16 protein-coding genes and 4 tRNA genes are annotated in these 21,991 nt (G+C 68.9%); 11 read left to right on the top strand and 9 right to left on the bottom strand.

What is annotated here, in order from left to right; translation table 11 throughout:
* The first annotated feature begins 63 nt into the window (after positions 1-63).
* The 6 genes from ACFY5C_RS05560 to purM all read left to right on the top strand — a co-directional run bounded on the left by ACFY5C_RS05560 (position 64) and on the right by purM (position 5,871).
* A complete protein-coding gene (locus tag ACFY5C_RS05560) occupies positions 64-564 on the top strand; it encodes an ArsR/SmtB family transcription factor (protein WP_389440820.1) in 501 nt (166 codons plus the stop codon).
* A 74-nt stretch (positions 565-638) separates the two neighbouring features.
* Positions 639-1,472, top strand: coding sequence for a M23 family metallopeptidase (locus ACFY5C_RS05555; protein ID WP_389440817.1), 834 nt, complete (start codon positions 639-641; stop codon positions 1,470-1,472).
* A 20-nt stretch (positions 1,473-1,492) separates the two neighbouring features.
* Complete coding sequence (locus ACFY5C_RS05550; protein WP_389440815.1) at positions 1,493-2,290, top strand: sterol carrier family protein; 798 nt, start codon at positions 1,493-1,495, stop codon at positions 2,288-2,290.
* A gap of 64 nt (positions 2,291-2,354) precedes the next feature.
* Entirely contained in the window at positions 2,355-3,167 is an 813-nt protein-coding gene (locus tag ACFY5C_RS05545; protein ID WP_389440812.1) for an META domain-containing protein, read from the top strand.
* Positions 3,168-3,228: 61 nt separating this feature from the next.
* On the top strand, positions 3,229-4,758 hold the full coding sequence (purF, locus tag ACFY5C_RS05540; protein ID WP_389440810.1) for an amidophosphoribosyltransferase: 1,530 nt from the start codon (positions 3,229-3,231) through the stop codon (positions 4,756-4,758).
* A 45-nt stretch (positions 4,759-4,803) separates the two neighbouring features.
* The gene (gene purM, locus ACFY5C_RS05535) at positions 4,804-5,871 is read left to right on the top strand and encodes a phosphoribosylformylglycinamidine cyclo-ligase (RefSeq protein WP_389440808.1); all 1,068 of its coding nucleotides are present in this window, start codon (positions 4,804-4,806) and stop codon (positions 5,869-5,871) included.
* 85 nt (positions 5,872-5,956) lie between these two features.
* On the opposite strand, the gene ACFY5C_RS05530 is transcribed toward purM, so the two are convergent.
* Both ACFY5C_RS05530 and ACFY5C_RS05525 read right to left on the bottom strand, forming a co-directional pair.
* On the bottom strand, positions 5,957-6,208 hold the full coding sequence (locus ACFY5C_RS05530; protein ID WP_389440805.1) for a DUF3073 domain-containing protein: 252 nt from the start codon (positions 6,206-6,208) through the stop codon (positions 5,957-5,959).
* 317 nt (positions 6,209-6,525) lie between these two features.
* Positions 6,526-7,614 carry a Leu/Phe/Val dehydrogenase gene (locus ACFY5C_RS05525; RefSeq protein WP_389440803.1) on the bottom strand — a complete coding sequence of 363 codons (1,089 nt, stop codon included), beginning with the start codon at positions 7,612-7,614 and terminating at the stop codon, positions 6,526-6,528.
* A gap of 224 nt (positions 7,615-7,838) precedes the next feature.
* Here ACFY5C_RS05525 and ACFY5C_RS05520 point away from each other — a divergent pair, with 224 nt between their 5' ends.
* The gene (locus ACFY5C_RS05520; RefSeq protein ID WP_389440800.1) at positions 7,839-8,681 is read left to right on the top strand and encodes a hypothetical protein; all 843 of its coding nucleotides are present in this window, start codon (positions 7,839-7,841) and stop codon (positions 8,679-8,681) included.
* 572 nt (positions 8,682-9,253) lie between these two features.
* Positions 9,254-9,460 (top strand): developmental transcriptional regulator BldC, encoded by a 207-nt coding sequence (bldC, locus tag ACFY5C_RS05515; protein ID WP_003949541.1) that lies wholly within the window; start codon positions 9,254-9,256, stop codon positions 9,458-9,460.
* Between the two features lie 492 nt (positions 9,461-9,952).
* Here bldC and ACFY5C_RS05510 read toward each other — a convergent pair whose 3' ends face one another.
* The 3 genes from ACFY5C_RS05510 to hrpA all read right to left on the bottom strand — a co-directional run bounded on the left by ACFY5C_RS05510 (position 9,953) and on the right by hrpA (position 14,721).
* Positions 9,953-10,168 carry a DUF6274 family protein gene (locus ACFY5C_RS05510; RefSeq protein ID WP_389440798.1) on the bottom strand — a complete coding sequence of 72 codons (216 nt, stop codon included), beginning with the start codon at positions 10,166-10,168 and terminating at the stop codon, positions 9,953-9,955.
* Positions 10,169-10,580: 412 nt separating this feature from the next.
* Positions 10,581-10,655: transfer RNA gene (locus ACFY5C_RS05505), tRNA-Asp, on the bottom strand.
* A gap of 94 nt (positions 10,656-10,749) precedes the next feature.
* A complete protein-coding gene (gene hrpA / locus ACFY5C_RS05500; RefSeq protein ID WP_389440795.1) occupies positions 10,750-14,721 on the bottom strand; it encodes an ATP-dependent RNA helicase HrpA in 3,972 nt (1,323 codons plus the stop codon).
* Between the two features lie 249 nt (positions 14,722-14,970).
* Here hrpA and ACFY5C_RS05495 point away from each other — a divergent pair, with 249 nt between their 5' ends.
* Positions 14,971-16,143, top strand: coding sequence for an RNA-guided endonuclease InsQ/TnpB family protein (locus ACFY5C_RS05495; RefSeq protein WP_389440792.1), 1,173 nt, complete (start codon positions 14,971-14,973; stop codon positions 16,141-16,143).
* Between the two features lie 145 nt (positions 16,144-16,288).
* Here the strand turns inward: ACFY5C_RS05495 and ACFY5C_RS05490 are convergent.
* From ACFY5C_RS05490 to ACFY5C_RS05475, 4 genes are all read right to left on the bottom strand, one after another.
* A tRNA-Phe gene (locus tag ACFY5C_RS05490) sits at positions 16,289-16,362 on the bottom strand.
* A 26-nt stretch (positions 16,363-16,388) separates the two neighbouring features.
* A tRNA-Asp gene (locus ACFY5C_RS05485) sits at positions 16,389-16,463 on the bottom strand.
* A 37-nt stretch (positions 16,464-16,500) separates the two neighbouring features.
* Positions 16,501-16,573 (bottom strand) — tRNA-Glu (locus ACFY5C_RS05480).
* 80 nt (positions 16,574-16,653) lie between these two features.
* Positions 16,654-18,216, bottom strand: coding sequence for a metallophosphoesterase (locus tag ACFY5C_RS05475; RefSeq protein WP_389440790.1), 1,563 nt, complete (start codon positions 18,214-18,216; stop codon positions 16,654-16,656).
* A gap of 85 nt (positions 18,217-18,301) precedes the next feature.
* Between ACFY5C_RS05475 and ACFY5C_RS05470 the strand changes: the two genes are divergently transcribed.
* Both ACFY5C_RS05470 and ACFY5C_RS05465 read left to right on the top strand, forming a co-directional pair.
* Positions 18,302-18,652 (top strand): metallopeptidase family protein, encoded by a 351-nt coding sequence (locus ACFY5C_RS05470; RefSeq protein ID WP_067022470.1) that lies wholly within the window; start codon positions 18,302-18,304, stop codon positions 18,650-18,652.
* A gap of 936 nt (positions 18,653-19,588) precedes the next feature.
* Positions 19,589-21,805 (top strand): DEAD/DEAH box helicase, encoded by a 2,217-nt coding sequence (locus tag ACFY5C_RS05465; RefSeq protein ID WP_389440787.1) that lies wholly within the window; start codon positions 19,589-19,591, stop codon positions 21,803-21,805.
* Positions 21,806-21,991: the final 186 nt, after the last annotated feature.

Below are 21,991 nucleotides of genomic sequence, written 5' to 3'. Positions count from 1 at the left end.
CCCGGCACTCGGCACTCGAACCCGAGGCTTGCACGTAATTACGTACTTCCGTAATATCGAAGCATGGAACTCGAACAACGTGTCGCCGACCTCGAGCGACGGCTGGCGGCGCTGGAGAGCGCGCAGCAGACCGCCCCCCGCATCGGCGAGGGCGACTTCTGGGCCCTGCAAGGGTTCAAGGAGCAGCTGGCCGAGCTGGGCGCGGCCGACGGAGGGGTGCTGTTCACCGGCGCGGTACGGCTGCCGACCGGGGAGCAGTACGAGTGGCAGCACGGCGCGCTGACCGACGGGCTGCTGGACGCCGAGTGGACCGAGGCCGCCGAGTCCTTCGCCGCCCTCGGCCATCCGGTCCGGCTCGGGCTGCTCCGCGAGGTCATCGCCGGCCGCCGTACCGCGGCCGAACTGGCCGAGCTGGACGAGGTCGGCACGACCGGCCAGATCTACCACCACCTGCGCCAGCTCACCGGCGCGGGCTGGCTGCACACGACCGGCCGGGGCCGCTACGAGGTGCCGCCGGGGCGCGTCGTACCGCTGCTGGTGGCGCTGTCGGCGGCCCGTCCGTAACAAGACCGGAGCAGCTACGCCCGAAGCACAGCCCGAAGCAAGGGTCGAACACGGATCGACCCGGAGGGGGAACGATGTCCGCACGCAAGCTCGCCATGGTGGCCTTCCGCGGCCTCCAGTTGGCCTTCATCGGCCTGGTGATCGCCCACATCGGCTTCGGCTGGGGCTACCCGGTCTGGTGGGACTTCCTGCCGCTGGTCCTGGCATACGTCCTCGTGACCGTCGCCAACCGCTGGGGCGGCGCCCCGGACAGCTCGCGCCGGGCGCCGCAACCCCTCGAGGTCGCCCCACCGGTCACCGGCCGCTGGTCCGCGCTGAACAGTCCGGCCGACCGCACCCCGAGCCATGGCGTCCACGCCCACGGGCAGACGTACGCCATCGACATCCTCGCCGAGCCGGACCCCGGTGCCCGCCCCGGCTTCCACTGGCTGTGGCCGATCGCCCGGCGTCCCCAGGACTTCCCGGCCTTCGAGGCGCCGATCCTCGCGGTCGCCGACGCCACGGTCGTGCGGGCGGTCGACGGGCAGCGCGATCACCTGAGCCGCAACTCGCTCGTGGGGCTGCTGTACCTGATGCTGGTCGAGGGCTCGGTGCGCGAGATGGCGGGCCTTCGCCGCATCCTCGGCAACCACCTGATCCTGGACCTCGGCAACGGCACCTACGCGGCCTACGCGCACCTGCGGCGCGGCTCGCTCGCCGTCCGGGAGGGCGACCGGGTGCACGCCGGGCAGGTCATCGCCCGCTGCGGAAACTCGGGCAACTCATCCGAGCCGCACCTGCACTTCCAGCTGATGGACGGCCCGGACCCGGACGCCGACCGGGGTGTCCCCTTCACCTGGCACGGCGTCGGGGTCCCCCGCAACGGGGAAACCTTCGAGGTGCCCTCCACCGCCGCCGCTCTAGGCTGACCCGCTCTAGGCTGACCCCCATGCCCCCGGTCAAGAAGCGCGCCCGCACCTACGACCCCGCCAGGATCCGCACCGCGGTCCTCACCCAGTTCGGGCATGTACGGCAGGCGGTCCGCACCCTCACCGACGAGCAGCTCGCGCTCCCCACCCGGCTGCCGGGCTGGACCGTGCGGGACCTCGCCGCGCACGTGGCCATGGCCGCGGGGAGCGTCAACCGCAACCTCGACCGCGACGAGCCGGCCAAGGCCGAACTGACCCTCCTGGACTGGCCCTTCGCCACGGCCGCCCGCGCCGGTGACATCGCCGACCGCACCCAGGACATCGCCGCCGCCAACCCTGACCTCGACGCGCTCTACGCCCGTACCGAGGAACACCTCACGCGGAACCTGGCGCAGGCACCCGGCGAACGTCTCCTCGCCGCGCTCACCGGCGCCATGACCCTCGCCGACTACCTGGTCACCCGAACCGTCGAACTGATCGTCCACACCGACGACCTGAACGCCGCCCTCCCCGGCCTCGACATCCCCCACGACCGCCAGGCCCTCGCCGCCTGCACTCGCCTCCTCGCCGACGCGCTCGCCGCGAAGGCGCCCGGCGGATCGACCGAGGTGCGGATCCCGCCGTACGCCGTCGTGCAGTGCGTGGAGGGGCCGAGGCACACCCGGGGCACGCCGCCGAACGTCGTGGAGACCGATCCACTGACCTGGATCCGGCTGGCGACCGGGCGGGTGGCGTGGCAGGACGCCGTGGCGGAGGCCAAGGTGAGCGCGAGCGGGGAGCGCGCTGACCTGGGCGGGCTGCTTCCGCTCCTGGGCTGACACGCGTACGGGCCACGAACGGGAACAAACGGAACCAGTCTCGTGCCCCTCCCGTCCCACCGGCATGAACACACTCGGCACACTCGGTAACGACAAGAAGCGCGGTAAGGACAAGAAGCGACTGGCCGCCGTTGCCGCGCTGACCCTCGTCCCGCTCGCCGTGGCCTGCGGCAGCGAGGACGCGGGCAGTGACACGGTCGGCTCGGGGGCGTCGGCCTCCGTCACCGGCGCGCACTGGGCCGTCGACGAGGTCACCGTCGACGGAAAGAAGAGCGCCGCCCCGAGCAACGCCTATGTGCGCATCGCCGACGGCGGCGCGGTCAAGGGCAACCTGGGCTGCAACGGCTTCGGCGCCGAAGCCGCCTTCACCGACAGCAAGGTCGCCTTCGACAAGATGGAGGCGACCGAGATGGCCTGCGAAGGTGTCCCCCCGAACTTCGAGGTGAGCCTCGCCCGCACCCTCTCCGACGGCAACCTCACCGCCGAGGTCGACGGTGACAGGCTCACCCTGACCACGGCGGACGGTGACCGTGTCGCCCTCACCAAGGAGAAGGCAGCCCCGCTGGAGGGCACGAAGTGGGCCATCACCAGCCCGGACGCCGACGGCAAGGCCCACCTCACGTTCGACGAGAAGACCGGCATGGTCAACGGCAGCCTCGGCTGCAACAAGGTGAGGGCCGAGGCCACGGTCCGCGACGGACGTATCACGCTCGGCACGGCGTCCACCACGCGAATGATGTGCGACACCTCACTCATGAATACGGAGAAGACCCTCCTGGGCCTCTTCGACGGCACGGTGAAGTACGAAGTGGATCACCGCACCCTCACGCTGACCAGCGAAAACGGCGAACGGGTAAACGCGTCCGCCGCTGAGTGATCCTTTACTGGCGCGTATCCCCAATTCGGACCAGTGGTCGATCTCGCCTACACTCGGAGCCGTGCCACGTGGTGACGGTCGACTCAATCACGATCTGCTTCCCGGCGAGAAAGGCCCCCAGGACGCTTGTGGCGTCTTCGGTGTCTGGGCTCCGGGTGAAGAGGTCGCAAAGCTCACGTACTTCGGGCTCTACGCCCTCCAGCATCGGGGCCAGGAATCCGCGGGAATCGCGGTCAGCAACGGCTCCCAGATCCTCGTCTTCAAGGACATGGGCCTGGTCTCCCAGGTCTTCGACGAGACCTCTCTCGGCTCGCTCCAGGGTCACATCGCAGTGGGCCACGCCCGCTACTCGACCACCGGTGCCTCCGTCTGGGAGAACGCCCAGCCGACGTTCCGCGCCACCGCGCACGGCTCCATCGCGCTCGGCCACAACGGCAACCTGGTCAACACGGCCCAGCTCGCCGAGATGGTCGCCGACCTGCCCAAGCAGGAGGGTGGCCGCACCCCGCGCGTCGCGGCCACCAACGACACCGACCTGCTCACCGCGCTGCTCGCGGCCCAGGTCGACGAGGACGGCAAGCCGCTGACCATCGAGGAGGCCGCCCACACGGTGCTTCCGCAGGTCAAGGGCGCCTTCAGCCTCGTCTTCATGGACGAGAACACCCTGTACGCGGCCCGCGACCCGCAGGGCATCCGCCCGCTGGTCCTCGGACGCCTGGAGCGCGGCTGGGTCGTCGCCTCCGAGTCCGCGGCCCTCGACATCTGCGGCGCCAGCTACGTCCGTGAGGTCGAGCCGGGCGAGTTCATCGCCATCGACGAGAACGGCCTGCGTACCTCGCGATTCGCGGAAGCGAAGCCCAAGGGCTGTGTCTTCGAGTACGTGTACCTGGCCCGCCCGGACACCGACATCGCCGGCCGGAACGTGTACCTCTCCCGCGTGGAGATGGGCCGCAAGCTCGCGAAGGAAGCCCCGGTCGACGCCGACCTGGTCATAGCGACCCCGGAATCCGGCACCCCGGCCGCCATCGGCTACGCGGAGGCGAGCGGCATCCCGTTCGGTGCGGGTCTGGTGAAGAACGCGTACGTCGGACGTACGTTCATCCAGCCCTCGCAGACCATCCGCCAGCTCGGCATCCGGCTGAAGCTGAACCCGCTGAAGGAAGTCATCAAGGGCAAGCGCCTGGTGGTCGTCGACGACTCCATCGTGCGCGGCAACACCCAGCGGGCCCTGGTCCGCATGCTCCGCGAGGCGGGAGCGGCCGAGGTCCACATCCGGATCTCCTCTCCCCCCGTGAAGTGGCCCTGCTTCTTCGGCATCGACTTCGCCACCCGTGCCGAGCTCATCGCCAACGGCATGACGATCGACGAGATCGGCACCTCGCTCGGCGCCGACTCCCTCTCGTACATCTCCATCGACGGCATGATCGAGGCGACCACCATCGCCAAGCCGAACCTCTGCCGCGCCTGCTTCGACGGCGAGTACCCGATGGACCTCCCGGACCCCGAGCTGCTCGGCAAGCAGCTGCTGGAGACGGAGCTGGCCGCCGGCCCGGCCGCCACGGCCGCCGCCGACGCGATCCGCCGCCCGTAAGCGGCCCGTAACACCTGCCGTACGACACGAAGGTTCTCTACTGCCATGTCTGAGACAACTGGTGCCAGCTACGCAGCAGCGGGCGTCGATATCGAAGCGGGCGACCGCGCGGTCGAGCTGATGAAGGAGTGGGTGAAGAAGACCCAGCGCCCCGAGGTCCTCGGCGGCCTCGGCGGCTTCGCCGGTCTCTTCGACGCCTCCGCCCTCAAGCGCTACGAGCGCCCCCTGCTGGCCTCCGCCACCGACGGTGTCGGCACCAAGGTCGACATCGCCCGCCAGATGGGCGTCTACGACACCATCGGCCACGACCTGGTCGCCATGGTCATGGACGACATCGTGGTGTGCGGTGCCGAGCCGCTGTTCATGACCGACTACATCTGCGTCGGCAAGGTCCACCCCGAGCGGGTCGCCGCGATCGTCAAGGGCATCGCCGAGGGCTGTGTACTCGCCGGCTGCGCCCTGGTCGGCGGCGAGACGGCCGAGCACCCGGGTCTGCTGGGCGAGAACGACTTCGACGTCGCCGGCGCCGGCACGGGCGTGGTGGAGGCCGACCGGCTGCTGGGCGCGGATCGCATCCGTACGGGTGACGCGGTGATCGCGATGGCGGCGTCCGGCCTTCACTCGAACGGGTACTCGCTGGTCCGGCACGTCCTGCTGAACCAGGGGGGTCTCGCCCTGGACGCGCAGATCGACGAGCTCGGCCGCACCCTCGGCGAGGAGCTGCTGGAGCCCACCAAGATCTACTCGCTGGACTGCCTGGCCCTCACCCGCACCACGGACGTGCACGCGTTCAGCCACATCACGGGTGGCGGCCTCGCGGCCAACCTGGCCCGGGTGATCCCGGACAACCTGCACGCGACCGTCGACCGCGGCACGTGGACCCCGGCTCCGATCTTCGACCTCGTCGGCCGGACCGGTCAGGTCGAGCTCCTGGAGCTGGAGAAGACGCTGAACATGGGCGTCGGCATGATCGCGATCGTGCCGGAGGAGTCCGCGGAAGCGGCGCTGGCGACGCTGGCCGACCGCGGCGTGGACGCCTGGGTCGCGGGCGAGATCACGGACAGGGGCGACCACGAGACGGGCGCGGCCCTGACCGGGACCTATTCACACTAAACACGCCGGGAGCTGAAGCCCTGCAGGCAGCACAGAACCCGGTCGGCGACCGAAGTCACCGACCGGGTGGGTGCTCAATACAAGGTCAAGCTCCGCGACGTTGCTGTGAGGAATCGTCGTCCTCGTCCTCGTCGTCGTCCTCATAGAGGTCGGCGTACCGGGAGTACAGGTCGTCGTCATCCTGCTCATCGTCTTCGAACGGTTCGCCGTTCGGCGACTGGTTCGAAGGCGATGCGCCCAGCTCGTCAGCCAGGCGTGAGAGATCCGTCCCACCGCTGTTGTACTTCAGCTGGCGGGCGACCTTCGTCTGCTTGGCCTTGGCCCGGCCGCGCCCCATGGCTCGACCCCCTTAACGACGGGGCTCGACGGCCCCAGAGTCTGACACGCGTTCATGATCCGGAACGGACTCTCCGTGGAGAGGCCGGTCCGTAGGGCTTCCACGGTACCTGAGCCCGCGCCCATACGGTACGTCGCCCGCAGCACGCGCGTGTGCACAGGACCTTCGAGGTGCCCTGTCCTCGCTGGTCAACCGCGATTTTAACCACTTATCGGCGGTCGACCCGCCGGTAGAAGTGAGAGTTCTCTCCAACTGCCCACCGGCGGGTACCGCTCAAACCCCTGTTGGGGCTTCCGGATGATCCATTGCCCCCCGGATCAGAGCGCCCTGCGTGCCTCCGCCATCCGCTGCTCGGCGATCCGGTCGGCCGCGGCGGCCGGCGGAATCCCGTCGGTCTTCGCACGTGCGAATATGGCCAGAGTGGTGTCGTAGATCTTCGCGGCCTTCGCCTTGCACCGCTCGAAGTCGAAGCCGTGCAGTTCGTCGGCGACCTGGATGACACCACCGGCGTTGACCACGTAGTCGGGCGCGTAGAGGATCCCGCGGTCGGCGAGGTCCTTCTCCACTCCCGGGTGGGCGAGCTGGTTGTTGGCCGCGCCGCACACCACCGTGGCGGTGAGCGCCGGCACGGTGTCGTCGTTCAGGGCCCCGCCGAGCGCGCAGGGGGCGTAGATGTCGAGGCCCTCGGCCCGGATGAGGGTCGCGGTGTCGGCGACGGCCGTCACACCCTCCGGGTGAGCCGCGAGGATCCGGCCGACGGCCTCCTCCCGGACGTCCGTGATGACGACCTCGGCGCCCTCCGCGCGCAGGTGCTCCACCAGGTGGTGGCCGACCTTGCCGACGCCCGCGATGCCGACCTTGCGGCCGCGCAGCGACGGGTCGCCCCACTGGTGCTGGGCCGAGGCGCGCATGCCCTGGTAGACGCCGAAGGCGGTGAGCACGGAGGAGTCGCCCGCGCCGCCGTTCTGCGGGGAGCGACCGGTCGTCCAGCGGCACTCGCGGGCCACGACGTCCATGTCGGCGACGTACGTACCGACGTCGCACGCGGTGACGTAGCGGCCGCCCAGGGAGGCCACGAACCGGCCGTACGCCAGCAGCAGCTCCTCGGACTTGATCTTCTCCGGGTCGCCGATGATCACGGCCTTGCCGCCGCCGTGGTCGAGACCGGCCATGGCGTTCTTGTACGACATCCCGCGCGCGAGGTTCAGAGCGTCGGCGACGGCCTCTTCCTCGGTCGCGTACGGGTAGAAGCGCGTACCGCCGAGGGCGGGGCCCAGAGCGGTGGAGTGGATGGCGATGACGGCCTTGAGGCCGCTGGCGCGGTCCTGGCAGAGCACGACTTGCTCATGACCCCCCTGGTCCGAGTGGAACAGGGTGTGCAGGACGCCGTGTGTTACGTCGGTCACTGTGGTGACTCCTGAGTACGGTGCGGCGGTTGGAGCTGGCTCCCGTACGGGTGGCGGGAGAGCTGTTGAGCATGAGATTAAACCCGTCGGCGCCCGTCCAACCCGCAGAGCTCAGGATCACCTACTCCCGGAGTACACCCGTGCGACGATTTGCATAGTTTTCCCGCACGTTTGTGAGCGGGTTTCGCAGGTTTCCCTGGCAGACGGCGGGGGAGGGAGCAGGCGTGCCCAAGGTGTCCTCGGTGATCGTCCCGTACGCGACCTATCTGCGGGTGTACGAACCACTGGCCGCCTTCCCGGAACCGGAGCGCGACCACTGGGCCCGCTACGCCCGCCGCGCCGACCGCCCCTCGTATCAGGACGAACTGCGCCGCTCGCTGGCCGACTTGCTGCCCACGCCGCCCGTCCCCGTACCGGTGCACGAGAGCGGCGACGCCTTCGTGCTCGAGGTCGAGGGCGTGCTGTGCGTGTGCCCGTGGCGCACCCGGCTGCGCGGCTGGCAGGCCCTCGAAGAGATCGGCGACGAGCTTCCCAAGCCCGTCCTGGACGCGGTGCTGCCGGAGGTCGTACGGCGCCAGGCGGCCCAGGACTACGAGCGCTGGCTGTCCCGTAACCCGGACGCGCGGCCGTGGATCCGCACCTCGACCTGGCAGGTGCCGCTGCACTGGTTCGTGCTGGTGTCGGACGGGGAGCGGCGTTTCGACAAGGGCTCGGGCGACATTCCCCCGATGCTGCGCTACCGGACGCCGATGGTGCAGGCGCGGCGGCGGGTGGCGCGGGCACTGCGGACGCTGAAGGACGCCATCGACGAAGGGCCGCTCATCGACGGCCTGGTGGACGTCGGGCGCTGGCTGGAGGAGTTCCATCCGCGCTCACTGGTCGAGCTGGACTACGGCGGCCTGGTGCACACCCTGCCGGCCGGCGAGCTGGAGGACGATCACTCGGCGGCGGATGTGGCCGACGGCATCGACGCGCTGCGGCGCGGCGACGGGGCTGCCGCGGGGACGGCCTACGGGCGGCTCGTGGAGCGCTGGCGGTCGGTACGGGACCGGCGTTCCGCCAACTGAGCGGTCCTGGTGACACGTCATGACTCGTGTGACGTAACGAACTGTGTGATGTAACGAACTGGCGTTTGACGAAACGCCCGTTTTGGGGTTTCGTGCTCGCTCTGGGGTTCCTGATGTCTCGTCAACATGGGACGTAGGCCCCGATCCGGGCGTAGTGCGCGAAGGATGCGTCAATGCGCGTAAGCGTGACGGACCGCACTTACGCGGCTCTTGCGCCCCTAACCCCTCCTCGTGCCAAAATAGGACAAGGAGTCCGGGGAGGACTCCCGCTCGACATTGCACGCTTTGGGGGGTCTTGGGACTCCTGCGCGCCACTGTGACTGATCGTCACAGTGGCGTGACTGTCCGCTATGGCATGGTCCATCGGCTTCCGTCGCTGATGAACACCTGGGAGGGCAATTCCATCGGTTTGGCCGACGCGGCTGGACAGATGGTGTAGTTGTAGTGCCGAGGACAAGCCGTTCGTCCTATAACCGACTCGACTCGCGTCCGCCATTTCGGGCAACGCGGGTCAAGGTGCAGAATTTAGAGGAAAGAACCGAGAAGGTTCGGTTCTCCCGAGGAGGCCGCTCATGACCGCTCGCACCCCTGATGCCGAGCCGCTGCTGACCCCGGCTGAGGTCGCCACGATGTTCCGCGTCGACCCCAAGACGGTCACGCGGTGGGCGAAGGCCGGGAAGCTCACTTCCATCCGTACGCTCGGCGGACACCGCCGCTACCGCGAGGCTGAGGTCCGCGCACTGCTCGCGGGCATCCCGCAGCAGCGCAGCGAGGCCTGAACAACTCCATAACCGGGCAAAACGGCAGTTCCCCCAATTGTCGTGGCGCCCGACCCCTAGCTCCAAGCGACGCGGGTTCTGCCCCAACAGGATCCACGCCCGAGCCGATCAAGGCACTTCAGGCACGCAGCAAGGGTGCGTCGTAGATCGCGCTGGACTCCGCCGAGTCCAGCGCGATCTTTTTTGTGCGCAGGATGTGTGCCTGCAGGTGGTCTGTGGGCGGCCTTGTCGGAGTCTGGGGAGGGGCGTCGGATGTCCTGTGGACTCGCCCTGAGGGTTACTCAGCGTGCACCGGGCGATCGCCGGAAGCTGGTGCAATTGCACATATTAAATTGACCAGTTGTAGGCGAGGTGTAAGTACCAGGTTTCCGGAAACTCATGCGGTGACACCCGTCACATGGCGCGGTGCTTGTTGCCTCTGGCCTATGTGCGCTATTGAGGCGCACTGCTTCCAGCGCCCCACGGCAGGACGGCAGTTGACGTTGCCCACGGTCACGCCGAGGACGTGGCCTCGTCCTCGACGACCTCCTCGGGGGGTGGAGCCGGCTGTGCGGTGCGAGGGGCGGGGCGTGGGGCGGAAGCCATCGCCAGGCGCAACAGGTGGTGGCAGATCGGGCAATGGCGAGTGAGATGTCGCGGATAGCAGGAAGCGGCCGACAGGTGTGCACGGAGCAACGCCCGCGTCTCGTGCCTAGTCGATGCCGCCATACGCCACCTCCAGGGGGGTCACGCCGGAAGAGCCCTGATTTCTGGGTACCGAGCGAATGTGACTCCGTCAAGGTGGCAGGAGCCTCCCCCGGCCTCCCCCGGCCGCCGCCGGACGCCGCAGGGCGGCGCGAAACGGGCGCCGGACACGAAGAAGGCCCGCGTCCCTTGCCGAGGACGCGGGCCTAACTCTTCACTGCGGTCCTGACGGGGTGGGTGGGTGGGGACGAAGAAAGGCCCGCGTCCCTGGTGGGATGCGGGCCGATCTCTTTCACTGCGGTCCTGACGGGATTTGCTGTACTCGATTGCGGCTGCGCCGCGGGCGCGGCCTCCACCTTGGCAGGGTGGAGGGGGTGAGGTGGGGACGAAGAAAGGCCCGCGTCCCTGGTGGGATGCGGGCCTTTCTCTTTCACTGCGGTCCTGACGGGATTTGAACCCGCGGCCTCCACCTTGACAGGGTGGCGAGCACTCCAAACTGCTCCACAGGACCAGGTTTCGCCGCGCCATTCGTGCGTTGCGCTGCGAGAAGAGACTGTACAGGAGGGCGAGCCCACTGGTCGAACTCACCCTACGTGCCCGGACCGTTACGGCGCGAGCGTGTCGATCGTCTTCACGATCCGCTTGTCCGAGATCGGGTACGCCGTACCGAGCGCATGCGCGAAATAGCTGACGCGGAGCTCCTCCAGCATCCAGCGGACGTCCAACACCTGCGACGGGACCGGACGGCCCTGCGGCATCTGCTCCAGCAGCCAGGCGTACTCGTCCTGCATCTCGTGGACCTTCTCCATACGCGTCGTGTCGCGCTGCACGTTCGTCGGCATCTGCTGGAGGCGGCGGTCCACCGCGATCAGGTACCGCATCAGGTCGGGCAGGCGGCGCAGGCCCGTCTGCGTCACGAAGCCGGGCTTCACCAGGGCGTCCAGCTGCTTGCGGACGTCCGTGAGGTTTGCCAGCAGGACGGGGCTGCGTACGGCCTTCAGGCGGCGCTCAGCGGCATGCCACGCCGCCAGCACCTGCTGCACCTGGCCCACCGCACGGACCGTCGTGTCGACGATCTCGGCACGCACCTTGTCGTACAGCTTCCGGTACGACTCCTCGTCCCACGCCGGCCCCCCGAAGTCACCGATCAGCCTGTCCGCCGCCGCCATCGCGCAGTCGTCGAAGAGAGCCTGGATCGAGCCGTGCGGGTTGGCGGACAGGGCGAGCTTCTGGGCGTTCGTCAGCTTCTCGGACGCGAACTTCGCCGGGTTGACCGGAATGTTGCGCAGGATCAGGCGGCGGGTCCCCTTCCACATCGCCTCCGCCTGCTCCGCCTCCGTGTCGAAGAGCCGGACCGAGACCGTGTCGCCGTCGTCCACCAGCGCCGGGTACGCCTTGACCGGCTGGCCGGCACGGCGGGTCTCGAAGACGCGGGTGAGCGTGCCGATGCTCCAGTCGGTCAAACCCTTGCGTTCCAGGGACTCACCGCCCTGGCGGGAGGCGGTGGCCGCCGCGGCCTGCGAGAGGGCCTGCCTCGCCTTCGGCTTCAGACGAAGCCTCAAAGTCTCCAGGTCCTTGTCCTCCGCCAGCTTGCGGCGCCGCTCGTCGATGATCCGGAACGTGACGCGCAGATGGTCGGGAACCTTCGACCAGTCGAAGTCGTCGGCGGTGAAGGGCACCCCGACCATGCGCTTCAGCTCGCGCGCCATGGTCACCGTCAGGGGTTCCTGCAGCGACTGTGCTTGATTGCGCCCCTGCGGGGACGACGCCGCCTCCAGGAACCGCTTCGCGAAGTTCGGCGCCGGTACGTAGTGGCGGCGGATCGGCTTCGGCAGGGAGCGGATCAGCTCCGTCACCAACTCCTCCCGCAGACCCGGGATCTGCCAGTCGAAGCCCTCGTCCGTGACCTGGTTGAGGACCTGGAGCGGGACGTGGACCGTCACACCGTCCGCGTCCGCGCCCGGCTCGAACTGGTACGTGACACGGAACTTCAGCTGCCCCTGCCACCACGCGTCGGGATAGTCGGCCTTCGTGACCGCCTCGGCCGACTCCCGGATGAGCATCTCGCGCTCGAAGTCCAGGTACTCCGGCTCCTCGTGCCGCTTGCGCTTCCACCAGGAGTCGAAGTGGGCGCCGGACACCACGTGGTCGGGCACCCGCTGATCGTAGAAGTCGAACAGGGTGTCGTCGTCCACGACGATGTCCCGGCGCCGCGCCCGGTGCTCCAACTCCTCGACCTCGCTGAGGAGTTTGCGGTTGTCGGCGAAGAACTTGTGATGCGTACGCCAGTCACCCTCGACCAGGGCGTTGCGGATGAACAGCTCCCGGCTGGTCTCCGGGTCGATACGGCCGTAGTTGACCTTGCGCTGGGCGATGATCGGGACGCCGTACAGCGTGACCTTCTCGTACGCCATCACCGCGGCCTGGTCCTTCTCCCAGTGCGGCTCCGAGTACGTGCGCTTGAGCAGGTGCTCCGCCAGCGGCTCGACCCACTCGGGCTCGATCTTCGCGTTGACGCGGGCCCAGAGCCGCGTCGTCTCCACGAGCTCGGCGGACATCACGAAGCGCGGGGGCTTCTTGAAGAGGGCCGAGCCCGGGAAGACCGCGAACTTGGCGCCGCGGGCACCCAGGTACTCGTTCTTCGCGCCGTCCTTCACGTCCTTCATGCCGACGTGGGAGAGGAGACCGGCGAGGAGGGAGACATGCACCCGGTCGGCGGGGGCGTCGTCCTCGTTGAGGTGGATGCCCATCTGCTTGGCGACGGTGCGCAGCTGCGTGTAGATGTCCTGCCATTCACGAATGCGCAGGAAGTTCAGGTACTCCTGCTTGCACATCCGCCGGAACGACGACGAGCCGCGCTCGCGCTGCTGCTCACGGACGTAACGCCACAGGTTCAGATACGCGAGGAAGTCGCTCGTCTCGTCCCGGAAGCGGGCGTGCTGCTGGTCGGCCTGGGTCTGCTTGTCGGCCGGGCGCTCACGCGGATCCTGGATGGACAGGGCCGCCGCTATCACCATGACCTCGCGGACACAGCCGTTCCTGTCGGCCTCCAGGACCATCCGGGCCAGCCGCGGGTCGACGGGCAGCTGAGCGAGCTTGCGGCCGGTGTCCGTGAGCCGCTTGCGTACGTCCTTCTGCGCCGGGTCCAGCGCACCCAGCTCCTGCAGGAGCTGCACACCGTCGCGGATGTTGCGGTGGTCCGGCGGGTCGATGAACGGGAACTTCTCGATCTCGCCCAGGCCGGCCGCGGTCATCTGCAGGATGACGGACGCCAGATTCGTACGGAGGATCTCCGCGTCCGTGAACTCCGGGCGGGCGACGAAGTCGTCCTCGGAGTACAGACGGATGCAGATACCGTCGCTCGTCCGGCCACAGCGGCCCTTGCGCTGGTTGGCGCTGGCCTGGGAGACCGGCTCGATGGGCAGCCGCTGCACCTTCGTGCGATGGCTGTACCGGCTGATCCGGGCGAAGCCGGGGTCGATGACGTACTTGATGCCCGGAACGGTCAGCGAGGTCTCGGCGACATTGGTCGCCAGAACGATCCTGCGGCCGGTGTGCGGCTGGAAGACGCGGTGCTGCTCGGCGTGGGAGAGCCGGGCGTAGAGCGGCAGGACCTCGGTGAACCGGTACTGCTTCTTCATGAGCGCGTCCGCGGTGTCGCGGATCTCCCGCTCCCCGGAGAGGAAGACGAGGATGTCCCCCTTCCCCTCGCCCATCAGCTCCTCGACGGCGTCCGTGATCGCGGTGATCTGGTCGCGGTCGGCGTCCTCGGAGTCCTCCTCCAGGAGCGGCCGATAGCGCACCTCCACCGGATACGTCCGGCCGCTGACCTCGATGATCGGCGCGTCACCGAAGTGCCGGGAGAACCGCTCCGGATCGATGGTGGCCGAGGTGATGACGACCTTCAGATCCGGCCGCTTCGGCAGCAGCTGCGCCAGATACCCGAGCAGGAAGTCGATGTTCAGGGACCGCTCGTGGGCCTCGTCGATGATGATCGTGTCGTAGGCGCGCAGCTCGCGGTCGGTCTGGATCTCGGCCAGCAGGATGCCGTCCGTCATCAGCTTGACGAACGTCGCTTCCGGATTCACCTGGTCGGTGAACCGCACCTTCCAGCCGACGGCCTCGCCGAGCGGCGTGTCGAGCTCCTCGGCCACGCGCTCCGCGACGGTCCGGGCGGCGATACGGCGCGGCTGGGTGTGCCCGATCATGCCGCGGACGCCGCGACCCAGCTCCATACAGATCTTGGGGATCTGCGTGGTCTTGCCGGACCCCGTCTCACCGGCGACGATCACGACCTGGTGATCGCGGATGGCGGCCGCGATGTCGTCCTTCTTCTGGCTGACCGGCAGCTGCTCCGGATACGTGATCGCAGGCACACGCGCGCGCCGGCCGGCGATCCGCTCCTCGCCCTTGGCGATCTCCGCCTCGATCTCGGCCAGCACGGCGGCCCGCGCCTCCGGCTTACGAATCTTGCGCGCACCTTCGAGCCGCCGCCCGAGCCGCTGCGCATCACGCAGGGACAACTCGGTCAGACGGGGGGCGAGGGCGCCCAGGGCGGGGGCGGGGTGCGTAGACATACGCGATCCAGGATCTCATCCCACCGAAATCCGTGGCGAACGCTTTTGCTGAGCCCCCACCCCCACCTCCACCCCCGCCCACACCCCACCGCGCCCCGCTCAGGCCCGACCCACCTACCTGGCCCCCGCAGGAGCCCCATATCGAGAACGCTCGAACCGTTAGCGATCACCAGTTCGAACAGTCGCCAGAAAAGGTGATCGATAGACGATTGCCAGATCGAACCTGCAGCAAGATCTAGATTCTCACCCGTGAAGCTCGTGATCCGCGTGAAACTCCTGCCGACCCCCCAACAGGCATCGGCACTGCAGGCGACCCTGCGCGCCTGCAACGAAGCCGCCAACCACGCGTCCCGCCATGCCTTCACCACCGGCACCAAGCGCAACCGCGAACTGCGCGCACTGATCTACCTTCAGATCAAGGAACGCTGGAACCTCGGAGCCCAAGCAGCCCAACACGTCATCAAGAAGACCTGCGACGCCTACGCATCTCTGGCGGGCAACCTCAAAGCCGGAAACCTCGGCCACCCCGGCTCCAAGCGACACACCCGTGCCACCGGCAAACCGATCACCTTCCGCCCCGACGCCGCACAGCCCTACGACGACCGCATGCTCTCTTGGCAGCCAGAGCAGCGAACCGTGTCCATCTGGACCGTACAAGGCCGCATGAAAGGCCTCCCCTACACGGGCCAGGAAGACCAACTACAGCTCCTCGCCAACCGGCGCCAGGGTGAATCCGACCTGCTCCATCAGAATGGCCAGTGGTATCTGCTGGCCACCATCGATGTACCCGAGCCCCCACAGAACCCTGCCCCGCGAGGCTTTGTCGGCGTCGACCTCGGCATCGAAAACATCGCCACCACCTCCACCGGACGACGCCACAGCGGCAGACAGACCAACCGGATCCGCGAAAACGACCGCCGCCTCCAACGCGACCTCGCCAAGAAGAACACCCGCTCCGCCAAACGACGAGCAAAACGCCACGCCGGCAAGCAGGCACGGCGCATCCGCGACATCAACCACAAGATCAGCAAACACATCGTGGCGGAGGCACAACGCACCGGCCGCGGAATCGCCCTCGAAGACCTGAGCGGCATCCGCGAACGGGCACGGCTGAAGAAGCCCCAACGCGTCACGATCAACTCCTGGGCCTTCGGCCAGCTCGGCTCCTTCATCGCCTACAAGGCGCGCAGGGCCGGGGTGCCAGTGGTGCACGTCACTCCGGCGTACACCAGCCAGGAATGCTCGCACTGCCATCACATCGACAAGCGCAACCGGCCTCACCAGGCCGTGTTCGCCTGCAGGTCCTGCGGCTTCGTTGAGCACGCGGACCTGAACGCGTCCCACGTCATCGGCCAACGCGGCTGGTGGGTGTGGGTCTGCGGGGCCGAGTCACAGGTCCCTGTCCTCAAGCTCGTGGCCTGAGGACTGGATGCGCCGGTTCCACCGAAGCCATCGGCGGGCCGAGCTGCAAGCCGGGGTGTTTGACCGGTAGTGGACGCGGCCGCTCGTACAGCGAGACCAGGAGACATACAAGAAGGCCCCGATCCGAAGATCGGGGCCTTGCCTGTGGCTGGGGCCGGGGTCGAACCGGCGACCTATCGCTTTTCAGGCGATCGCTCGTACCAACTGAGCTACCCAGCCGTGAGGGCTCTTGCGAAGCCTCACAGCGGTCCTGACGGGATTTGAACCCGCGGCCTCCACCTTGACAGGGTGGCGAGCACTCCAAACTGCTCCACAGGACCATGCGATGCGTACGACAGTGTCGCACACCGTACTGCGTGCCCCCAACGGGATTCGAACCCGTGCTACCGCCTTGAAAGGGCGGCGTCCTAGGCCGCTAGACGATGAGGGCTATCGGCCCGCCTGGGCGCTTCTCAGCGCGTCGGGGACGTGAGAAGCATATGGGATGGCGGGAGGTATCGCCAAAACGGTTTACGGGGTGGGGGCGGGGGATGCCGTCTCGGATTCGGTGGCGCCCGGTTGGTTCTCCTCCACCAGGTGGCGCCGCACCTCCGCGGTCGTGAGGCCGAGGCCGCCGAGTTCGATCTCGTCCCAGGCCTGGAGGCGGCGGGTCTGGCGGTCGAAGTAGAGGATCGAGGTCTGGATGGGGTCGGGGTGTTTGCCCTCGATCGCGCGCAGGCCGCTGCCTCCGGTGGAGCCTTCGATGCGCAGGCGGGTGCCGTAAGGGAGGAGCTCCATTTCCTGGTGGTGGATGTGGCCGGCCAGGGCGAGGGGGGCTTCGCCGTCGGTCTGGCGGGCGGCGACGGGTTCGTGGGCGACGGCGACGTCGACGGGGGTGCCGGCGGCCTTCTGGTCGCGGAGGGAGGTGGCCAGGCGGGCGCCCGCCAGTTCGTTGGCGGCGTCGCCGCCGGGGATCTGGGAGCGGTCGGGGGTGAACTGGGGGTCGCCGATGCCGGCGAAGCGCAGGCCGGCGATGGTCTTCGCCTTGCCGTCGTCGAGGACGTGGACGTTCTTGAGGTCTTCGAGATAGCGCTGGGTGAGGCGGGAGTCGTGGTTGCCGCGGACCCAGACGTAGGGGGCGCCGAGGTCCTCGATGGGGTCGAGGAAGCCGTTCTCGGCGGCGGTGCCGTGGTCCATGGTGTCGCCGGAGTCGACGATGACGTTGACCTTGTACTGGTCGACGAGCGAGGCGATGATCTTCCAGCTCGCGGGGTTGAGGTGGATGTCGGAGACGTGCAGGACGCGGATGGTGGTGGGGTCCGGCGCGTAGGCGGGGAGTGTGGAGGTGGCGTCGTAGAGCTTGGTCACGTTGGTGACCAGGCGGGCCAACTCCTTTTGGTAGACGTCGAATTCGGTGACGATGCTGCGGGCGTTGCCGACCAGGGACGGGGCGGAGGACAGCAGGCCCGAGAACTTGGGTTCCAGGACCGACTCCGGGTTCCAGGTGGCGTAGGCCGTGCCGCCGGAGGCGGCCAGGAGGGTGAGGGCGAGGCCGCCGGCGGCGAGGGCTCGGCGGGGGCGGCGGTAGACGGCGAGGCCGAGGGCGGTGGCGCCGGTGACGACGGCGATGCAGCTGCGCAGGGCCAGGTCGACGGTGCCGTGGGTGACGTCCTGGGTGACTTCGTCCTGGAGGCCGGAGAGGCGCTCGGGGTGGTCCACGAGGGCCTGGGAGCGGACGGGGTCGAGTTGGTCGACGTTGACGTCCAGGCGGACCGGGGCGATGTGGCTGTCGAGTTGGAGGGCGCCGAGGGGGGAGACGTTGATCTTTGTGCCGCCGGTGAGGGAGGGGCGCAGGGTCATCGTCGTGTTCATGGGGCCGACGGGGGCGCGGACGTTGCCGACGATCAGCAGGCCGAGCCAGGTGCCGATGAGGACGACGGTGACCAGGCCGACGGCGCGTGACCAGGGGTGGGGCTGGGTGACGAGTTCGGGGGTGGGGGCCGGGCGGCGGGTGGCGTAGCGGCGGGCGAGGGCGCGCGGGGGCCTGGGGAGGTGTCGGACGACTTTCCTGAACGCGGCGGGGACGCGAGCCATTGGTCCCGTATGCCCAGGTGCCGTGGTGGATATGCGGGGCCGTTGGCGGCTCCTTCTTGGCTGGTTCGTGCCTGACAATGGGCGTGTGCTGGAGATGACGCGCGAGGAGTTCGAGGAACTGGTCGCCGAGGCGCTGGACCGGATTCCGCCGGAGTTGACGCGGCTGATGGACAACGTCGCGGTGTTCGTCGAGGACGAGCCGCCGGCGGACGATCCCGAGCTGCTCGGGTTGTATGAGGGGACTCCGCTGACCGATCGCGGGGAGTGGTACGCGGGGGTGCTGCCGGATCGGATCACGATCTACCGGGGACCGACGCTGCGGATGTGCGAGTCGCGGGAGGAGGTCGTGGCCGAGACCGAGGTGACGGTGGTGCACGAGATCGCTCATCACTTCGGGATCGACGACGCGCGGTTGCATGCGCTCGGGTACGGGTGAGGCGGCTCCGGGGTCTTTCGGTGGCGGGGTTGTGTCGCGGTGGTGCGGGCGCGTGTCCTCTTGTGGGCGGCGGGAGTTGGGCAGGTTGACTTCTTCGCCCGCCCATGGAGGTGGCTCCCGTGCGCTCCTTGTACGTACCTGTCCGTCTGGCTGCCACGGTGATGGCCGTCGCCGCTGCCGCCGGCTGTATGAGTGTGGGTGACGACGGTGGTGGCAAAGGTGCGAAGCCGTCGCGTTCGGCGGGGGAGCGGGGTGGTGAGGCGCCCGACGGGGGCTCGGCGGTGTCGGGGGGCGGTTCCGGTTTCGGGGCGCACGCGGATGACGGCAAGCGGGCGAAGGGGAAGGGCAGGGGTAAGGATGCGGACAAGGGTGCCGAGTCGGGTTCTGCGTCGGTCTCGCCGTCCGCGGATGCGAGTGCGTCCGCTCCTGCCGGGGGCAGGCCGCCGGTGAAGCCGGGGCAGAGCGAGAAGCCGGGTCCTACGCGTTCGGCTGAGCCGACGCCCACCCGGACGCTGGATCCGGAACCGACGCCCACGCAGCAGCCGACGTCCGATACTCCGACGCCCACCGCGGCCGAGCCGTCGTCGTCGGCGCATGAGGAGACGGGGCCGCAGTTGGCTCAGCGGGAGCCGGCGCCGGCTGCGGGGGCGCCTGCGTGAGGTTGGGCCCGGCGGGGGGCGAGGGGCAGGGCCCGTGAGGGTGCCCACGGTCGGGGCGAGTGACGTTGCCTACACGGGTGACGGCCGGTTTGCGTTGGGGGGCTGGGGGTGCGTATGGTGGTAGATCGTTTGATCCCATTTGCCCGGCGCCACTGCAGAGCGCGCCGTGTGGCGCGTACTCTCCCCTTGCCGTGGCGGACCGCATTGAGGCGGTCGATTGCGAAACACGGAGTTGACGGGCGCGTGCCGACGAGACTCCGGAAGGTTTCGCATACGCATGTCCATTTCCAGTACTGATCACGTCGTCGTGCCCGAGGACGCTGAGAACGCGGTCGTCGAGGAGGCCCCCGAGGCTCCCGAGGCCCCCGAGGCCACGTTCGCGGACCTCGGTCTTCCCGAGGGTGTTGTGCGCAAGCTCGCGCAGAACGGCGTGACCACCCCCTTCCCGATCCAGGCCGCGACCATCCCGGACGCCCTGGCCGGCAAGGACATCCTGGGGCGCGGTCGTACCGGCTCCGGCAAGACGCTGTCGTTCGGTCTCCCGACGCTGGCCCGCCTGTCCGGCGGCCGTACGGAGAAGCACCGTCCGCGCGCCGTCATCCTCACCCCGACCCGTGAGCTCGCGATGCAGGTCGCGGACGCTCTCCAGCCCTACGGCGACCAGCTCGGCCTGAAGATGAAGGTCGTCTGCGGCGGTACGTCGATGGGGAACCAGATCTACGCCCTGGAGCGCGGCGTGGACGTGCTGGTGGCCACCCCCGGCCGACTGCGCGACATCATCAACCGTGGCGCCTGCTCGCTGCAGGACGTCGAGGTCGCCGTGCTCGACGAGGCCGACCAGATGTCCGACCTGGGCTTCCTGCCCGAGGTCACCGAGCTGCTCGACCAGGTGCCGGCCGGCGGTCAGCGCATGCTCTTCTCCGCGACCATGGAGAACGAGATCAAGACCCTCGTCGACCGGTACCTGACGGACCCGGTCCTGCACGAGGTCGACGCCGCGCAGGGTGCCGTGACGACCATGTCGCACCACATCCTGATCGTGAAGCCCAAGGACAAGGCGCCGGTCACCGCCGCGATCGCCTCCCGCAAGGGCCGCACCATCATCTTCGTCCGCACCCAGCTGGGCGCCGACCGTGTCGCCGAGCAGCTGCGCGACGCCGGTGCGAAGGCGGATGCGCTGCACGGCGGTATGACGCAGGGCGCGCGCACCCGGACGCTGGCCGACTTCAAGGACGGTTACGTCAACGTCCTCGTCGCCACCGATGTCGCCGCGCGCGGTATCCACGTCGACGGCATCGACCTCGTGCTGAACGTGGACCCGGCCGGTGACCACAAGGACTACCTGCACCGCGCGGGCCGTACGGCGCGTGCGGGGCGGACCGGTACGGTCGTGTCCCTCTCCCTGCCGCACCAGCGGCGTCAGATCTTCCGGCTGATGGAGGACGCGGGCGTCGACGCCTCGCGTCACATCATCCAGGGCGGTAACGCCTTCGACCCGGAGGTCGCCGAGATCACCGGCGCCCGTTCGATGACCGAGGTGCAGGCGGAGTCGGCGGGCAACGCCGCTCAGCAGGCCGAGCGTGAGGTCGCCCAGCTCACCAAGCAGCTGGAGCGGGCGCAGCGGCGTGCCGTCGAGCTGCGTGAGGAGTCCGACCGGCTCGTCGCCCGCGCGGCGCGTGAGCGCGGTGACGACCCGGAGGCTGCGGTGGCCGAGGCGCAGGCCGCGGCGGTCGAGGCTGTCGAGGCGGCCGTGCCTGAGCAGCCGGCGGCGCAGGACGTCGACCGGGCCGAGCGTGCGGAGGCTTCGGCGCCGTACGAGCGTCGTGAGCGGCGGGACGACCGGGGCGGGTTCAACCGCGACCGTGACCGTTCCTTCGACCGTGACCGTGGCGGCCGTTCCTTCGAGCGCCGTGACAACGACCGTGGCGGGTTCAACCGCGACCGTGACCGCGGCGGCGACCGTGGTTTCGAGCGTCGGGACCGGGACGGCGACCGTGGTGGCTTCCGTCGTGACGACCGTGGTGACCGTGGCGGTGACCGTGGCGGCCGTTCTTTCGACCGTGACCGTGGCGGGCGTTCCTTCGAGCGCCGTGACAACGACCGTGGTGGCTTCCGTCGTGACGACCGTGGTGACCGTGGCGGCGAGCGTGGCGGCGACCGTGGCGGCCGTTCTTTCGACCGTGACCGTGGCGGTTCTTTCGACCGTGACCGTGGCGGGCGTTCCTTCGAGCGCCGTGACAACGACCGTGGCGGCTTCCGCCGCGACGACCGTCCGGCCGGCCGCCCCTTCGAGCGTCGTGACGAGCGTGGCGGTCACCGTGGCAGCGACCGTCCCTTCAACCGCGACCGCCGCGACGATCGTCCGGGCTTCCGCTCCGGCGGGCACGAGCGTCCGTACGGCCGCCGTGACGACCACCGTGGCACCGGCACCGGCACCGGCGGCTCGTCCTTCGGGCGCCGCGACGACAAGCCGCGCTGGAAGCGCAACGGCTGAGGTTGCCGCATCGGCTGACGCCGTGTGAGGTGACTGCGCGCCGGGGTCCCACCGTTCTGACGGTGGGGCCCCGGCGCTTTTTCGTTGGAGTCGGCCGGAAAATCCCTTCCCCGGACGTCTGTTCGGTGGCTGTAAGATCAGCCGACTTGTGAGACGGATGTGAAGGCCGGGGGGCCTTGGGCGCCG

This window comes from Streptomyces sp. NPDC012935, assembly GCF_042900345.1.
In the GTDB taxonomy this organism is placed as follows: Bacteria; Actinomycetota; Actinomycetes; order Streptomycetales; family Streptomycetaceae; genus Streptomyces.
The sequence above is the reverse complement of the archived record's forward strand: the minus strand, read 5'-3'. Positions and strand labels throughout refer to the sequence as shown.

Coding starts and splice junctions, on each gene's coding strand:
- ACFY5C_RS05545 (WP_389440812.1), top strand. CDS start 2,355: ATGAACACACTCGGCACACTCGGTAACGACAAGAAGCGCGGTAAGGAC.
- ACFY5C_RS05555 (WP_389440817.1), top strand. CDS start 639: ATGTCCGCACGCAAGCTCGCCATGGTGGCCTTCCGCGGCCTCCAGTTG.
- hrpA (WP_389440795.1), bottom strand. CDS start 14,721: ATGTCTACGCACCCCGCCCCCGCCCTGGGCGCCCTCGCCCCCCGTCTG.
- ACFY5C_RS05475 (WP_389440790.1), bottom strand. CDS start 18,216: ATGGCTCGCGTCCCCGCCGCGTTCAGGAAAGTCGTCCGACACCTCCCC.
- purM (WP_389440808.1), top strand. CDS start 4,804: ATGTCTGAGACAACTGGTGCCAGCTACGCAGCAGCGGGCGTCGATATC.
- bldC (WP_003949541.1), top strand. CDS start 9,254: ATGACCGCTCGCACCCCTGATGCCGAGCCGCTGCTGACCCCGGCTGAG.
- ACFY5C_RS05465 (WP_389440787.1), top strand. CDS start 19,589: ATGTCCATTTCCAGTACTGATCACGTCGTCGTGCCCGAGGACGCTGAG.
- ACFY5C_RS05560 (WP_389440820.1), top strand. CDS start 64: ATGGAACTCGAACAACGTGTCGCCGACCTCGAGCGACGGCTGGCGGCG.
- ACFY5C_RS05550 (WP_389440815.1), top strand. CDS start 1,493: ATGCCCCCGGTCAAGAAGCGCGCCCGCACCTACGACCCCGCCAGGATC.
- ACFY5C_RS05530 (WP_389440805.1), bottom strand. CDS start 6,208: ATGGGGCGCGGCCGGGCCAAGGCCAAGCAGACGAAGGTCGCCCGCCAG.
- ACFY5C_RS05510 (WP_389440798.1), bottom strand. CDS start 10,168: ATGGCGGCATCGACTAGGCACGAGACGCGGGCGTTGCTCCGTGCACAC.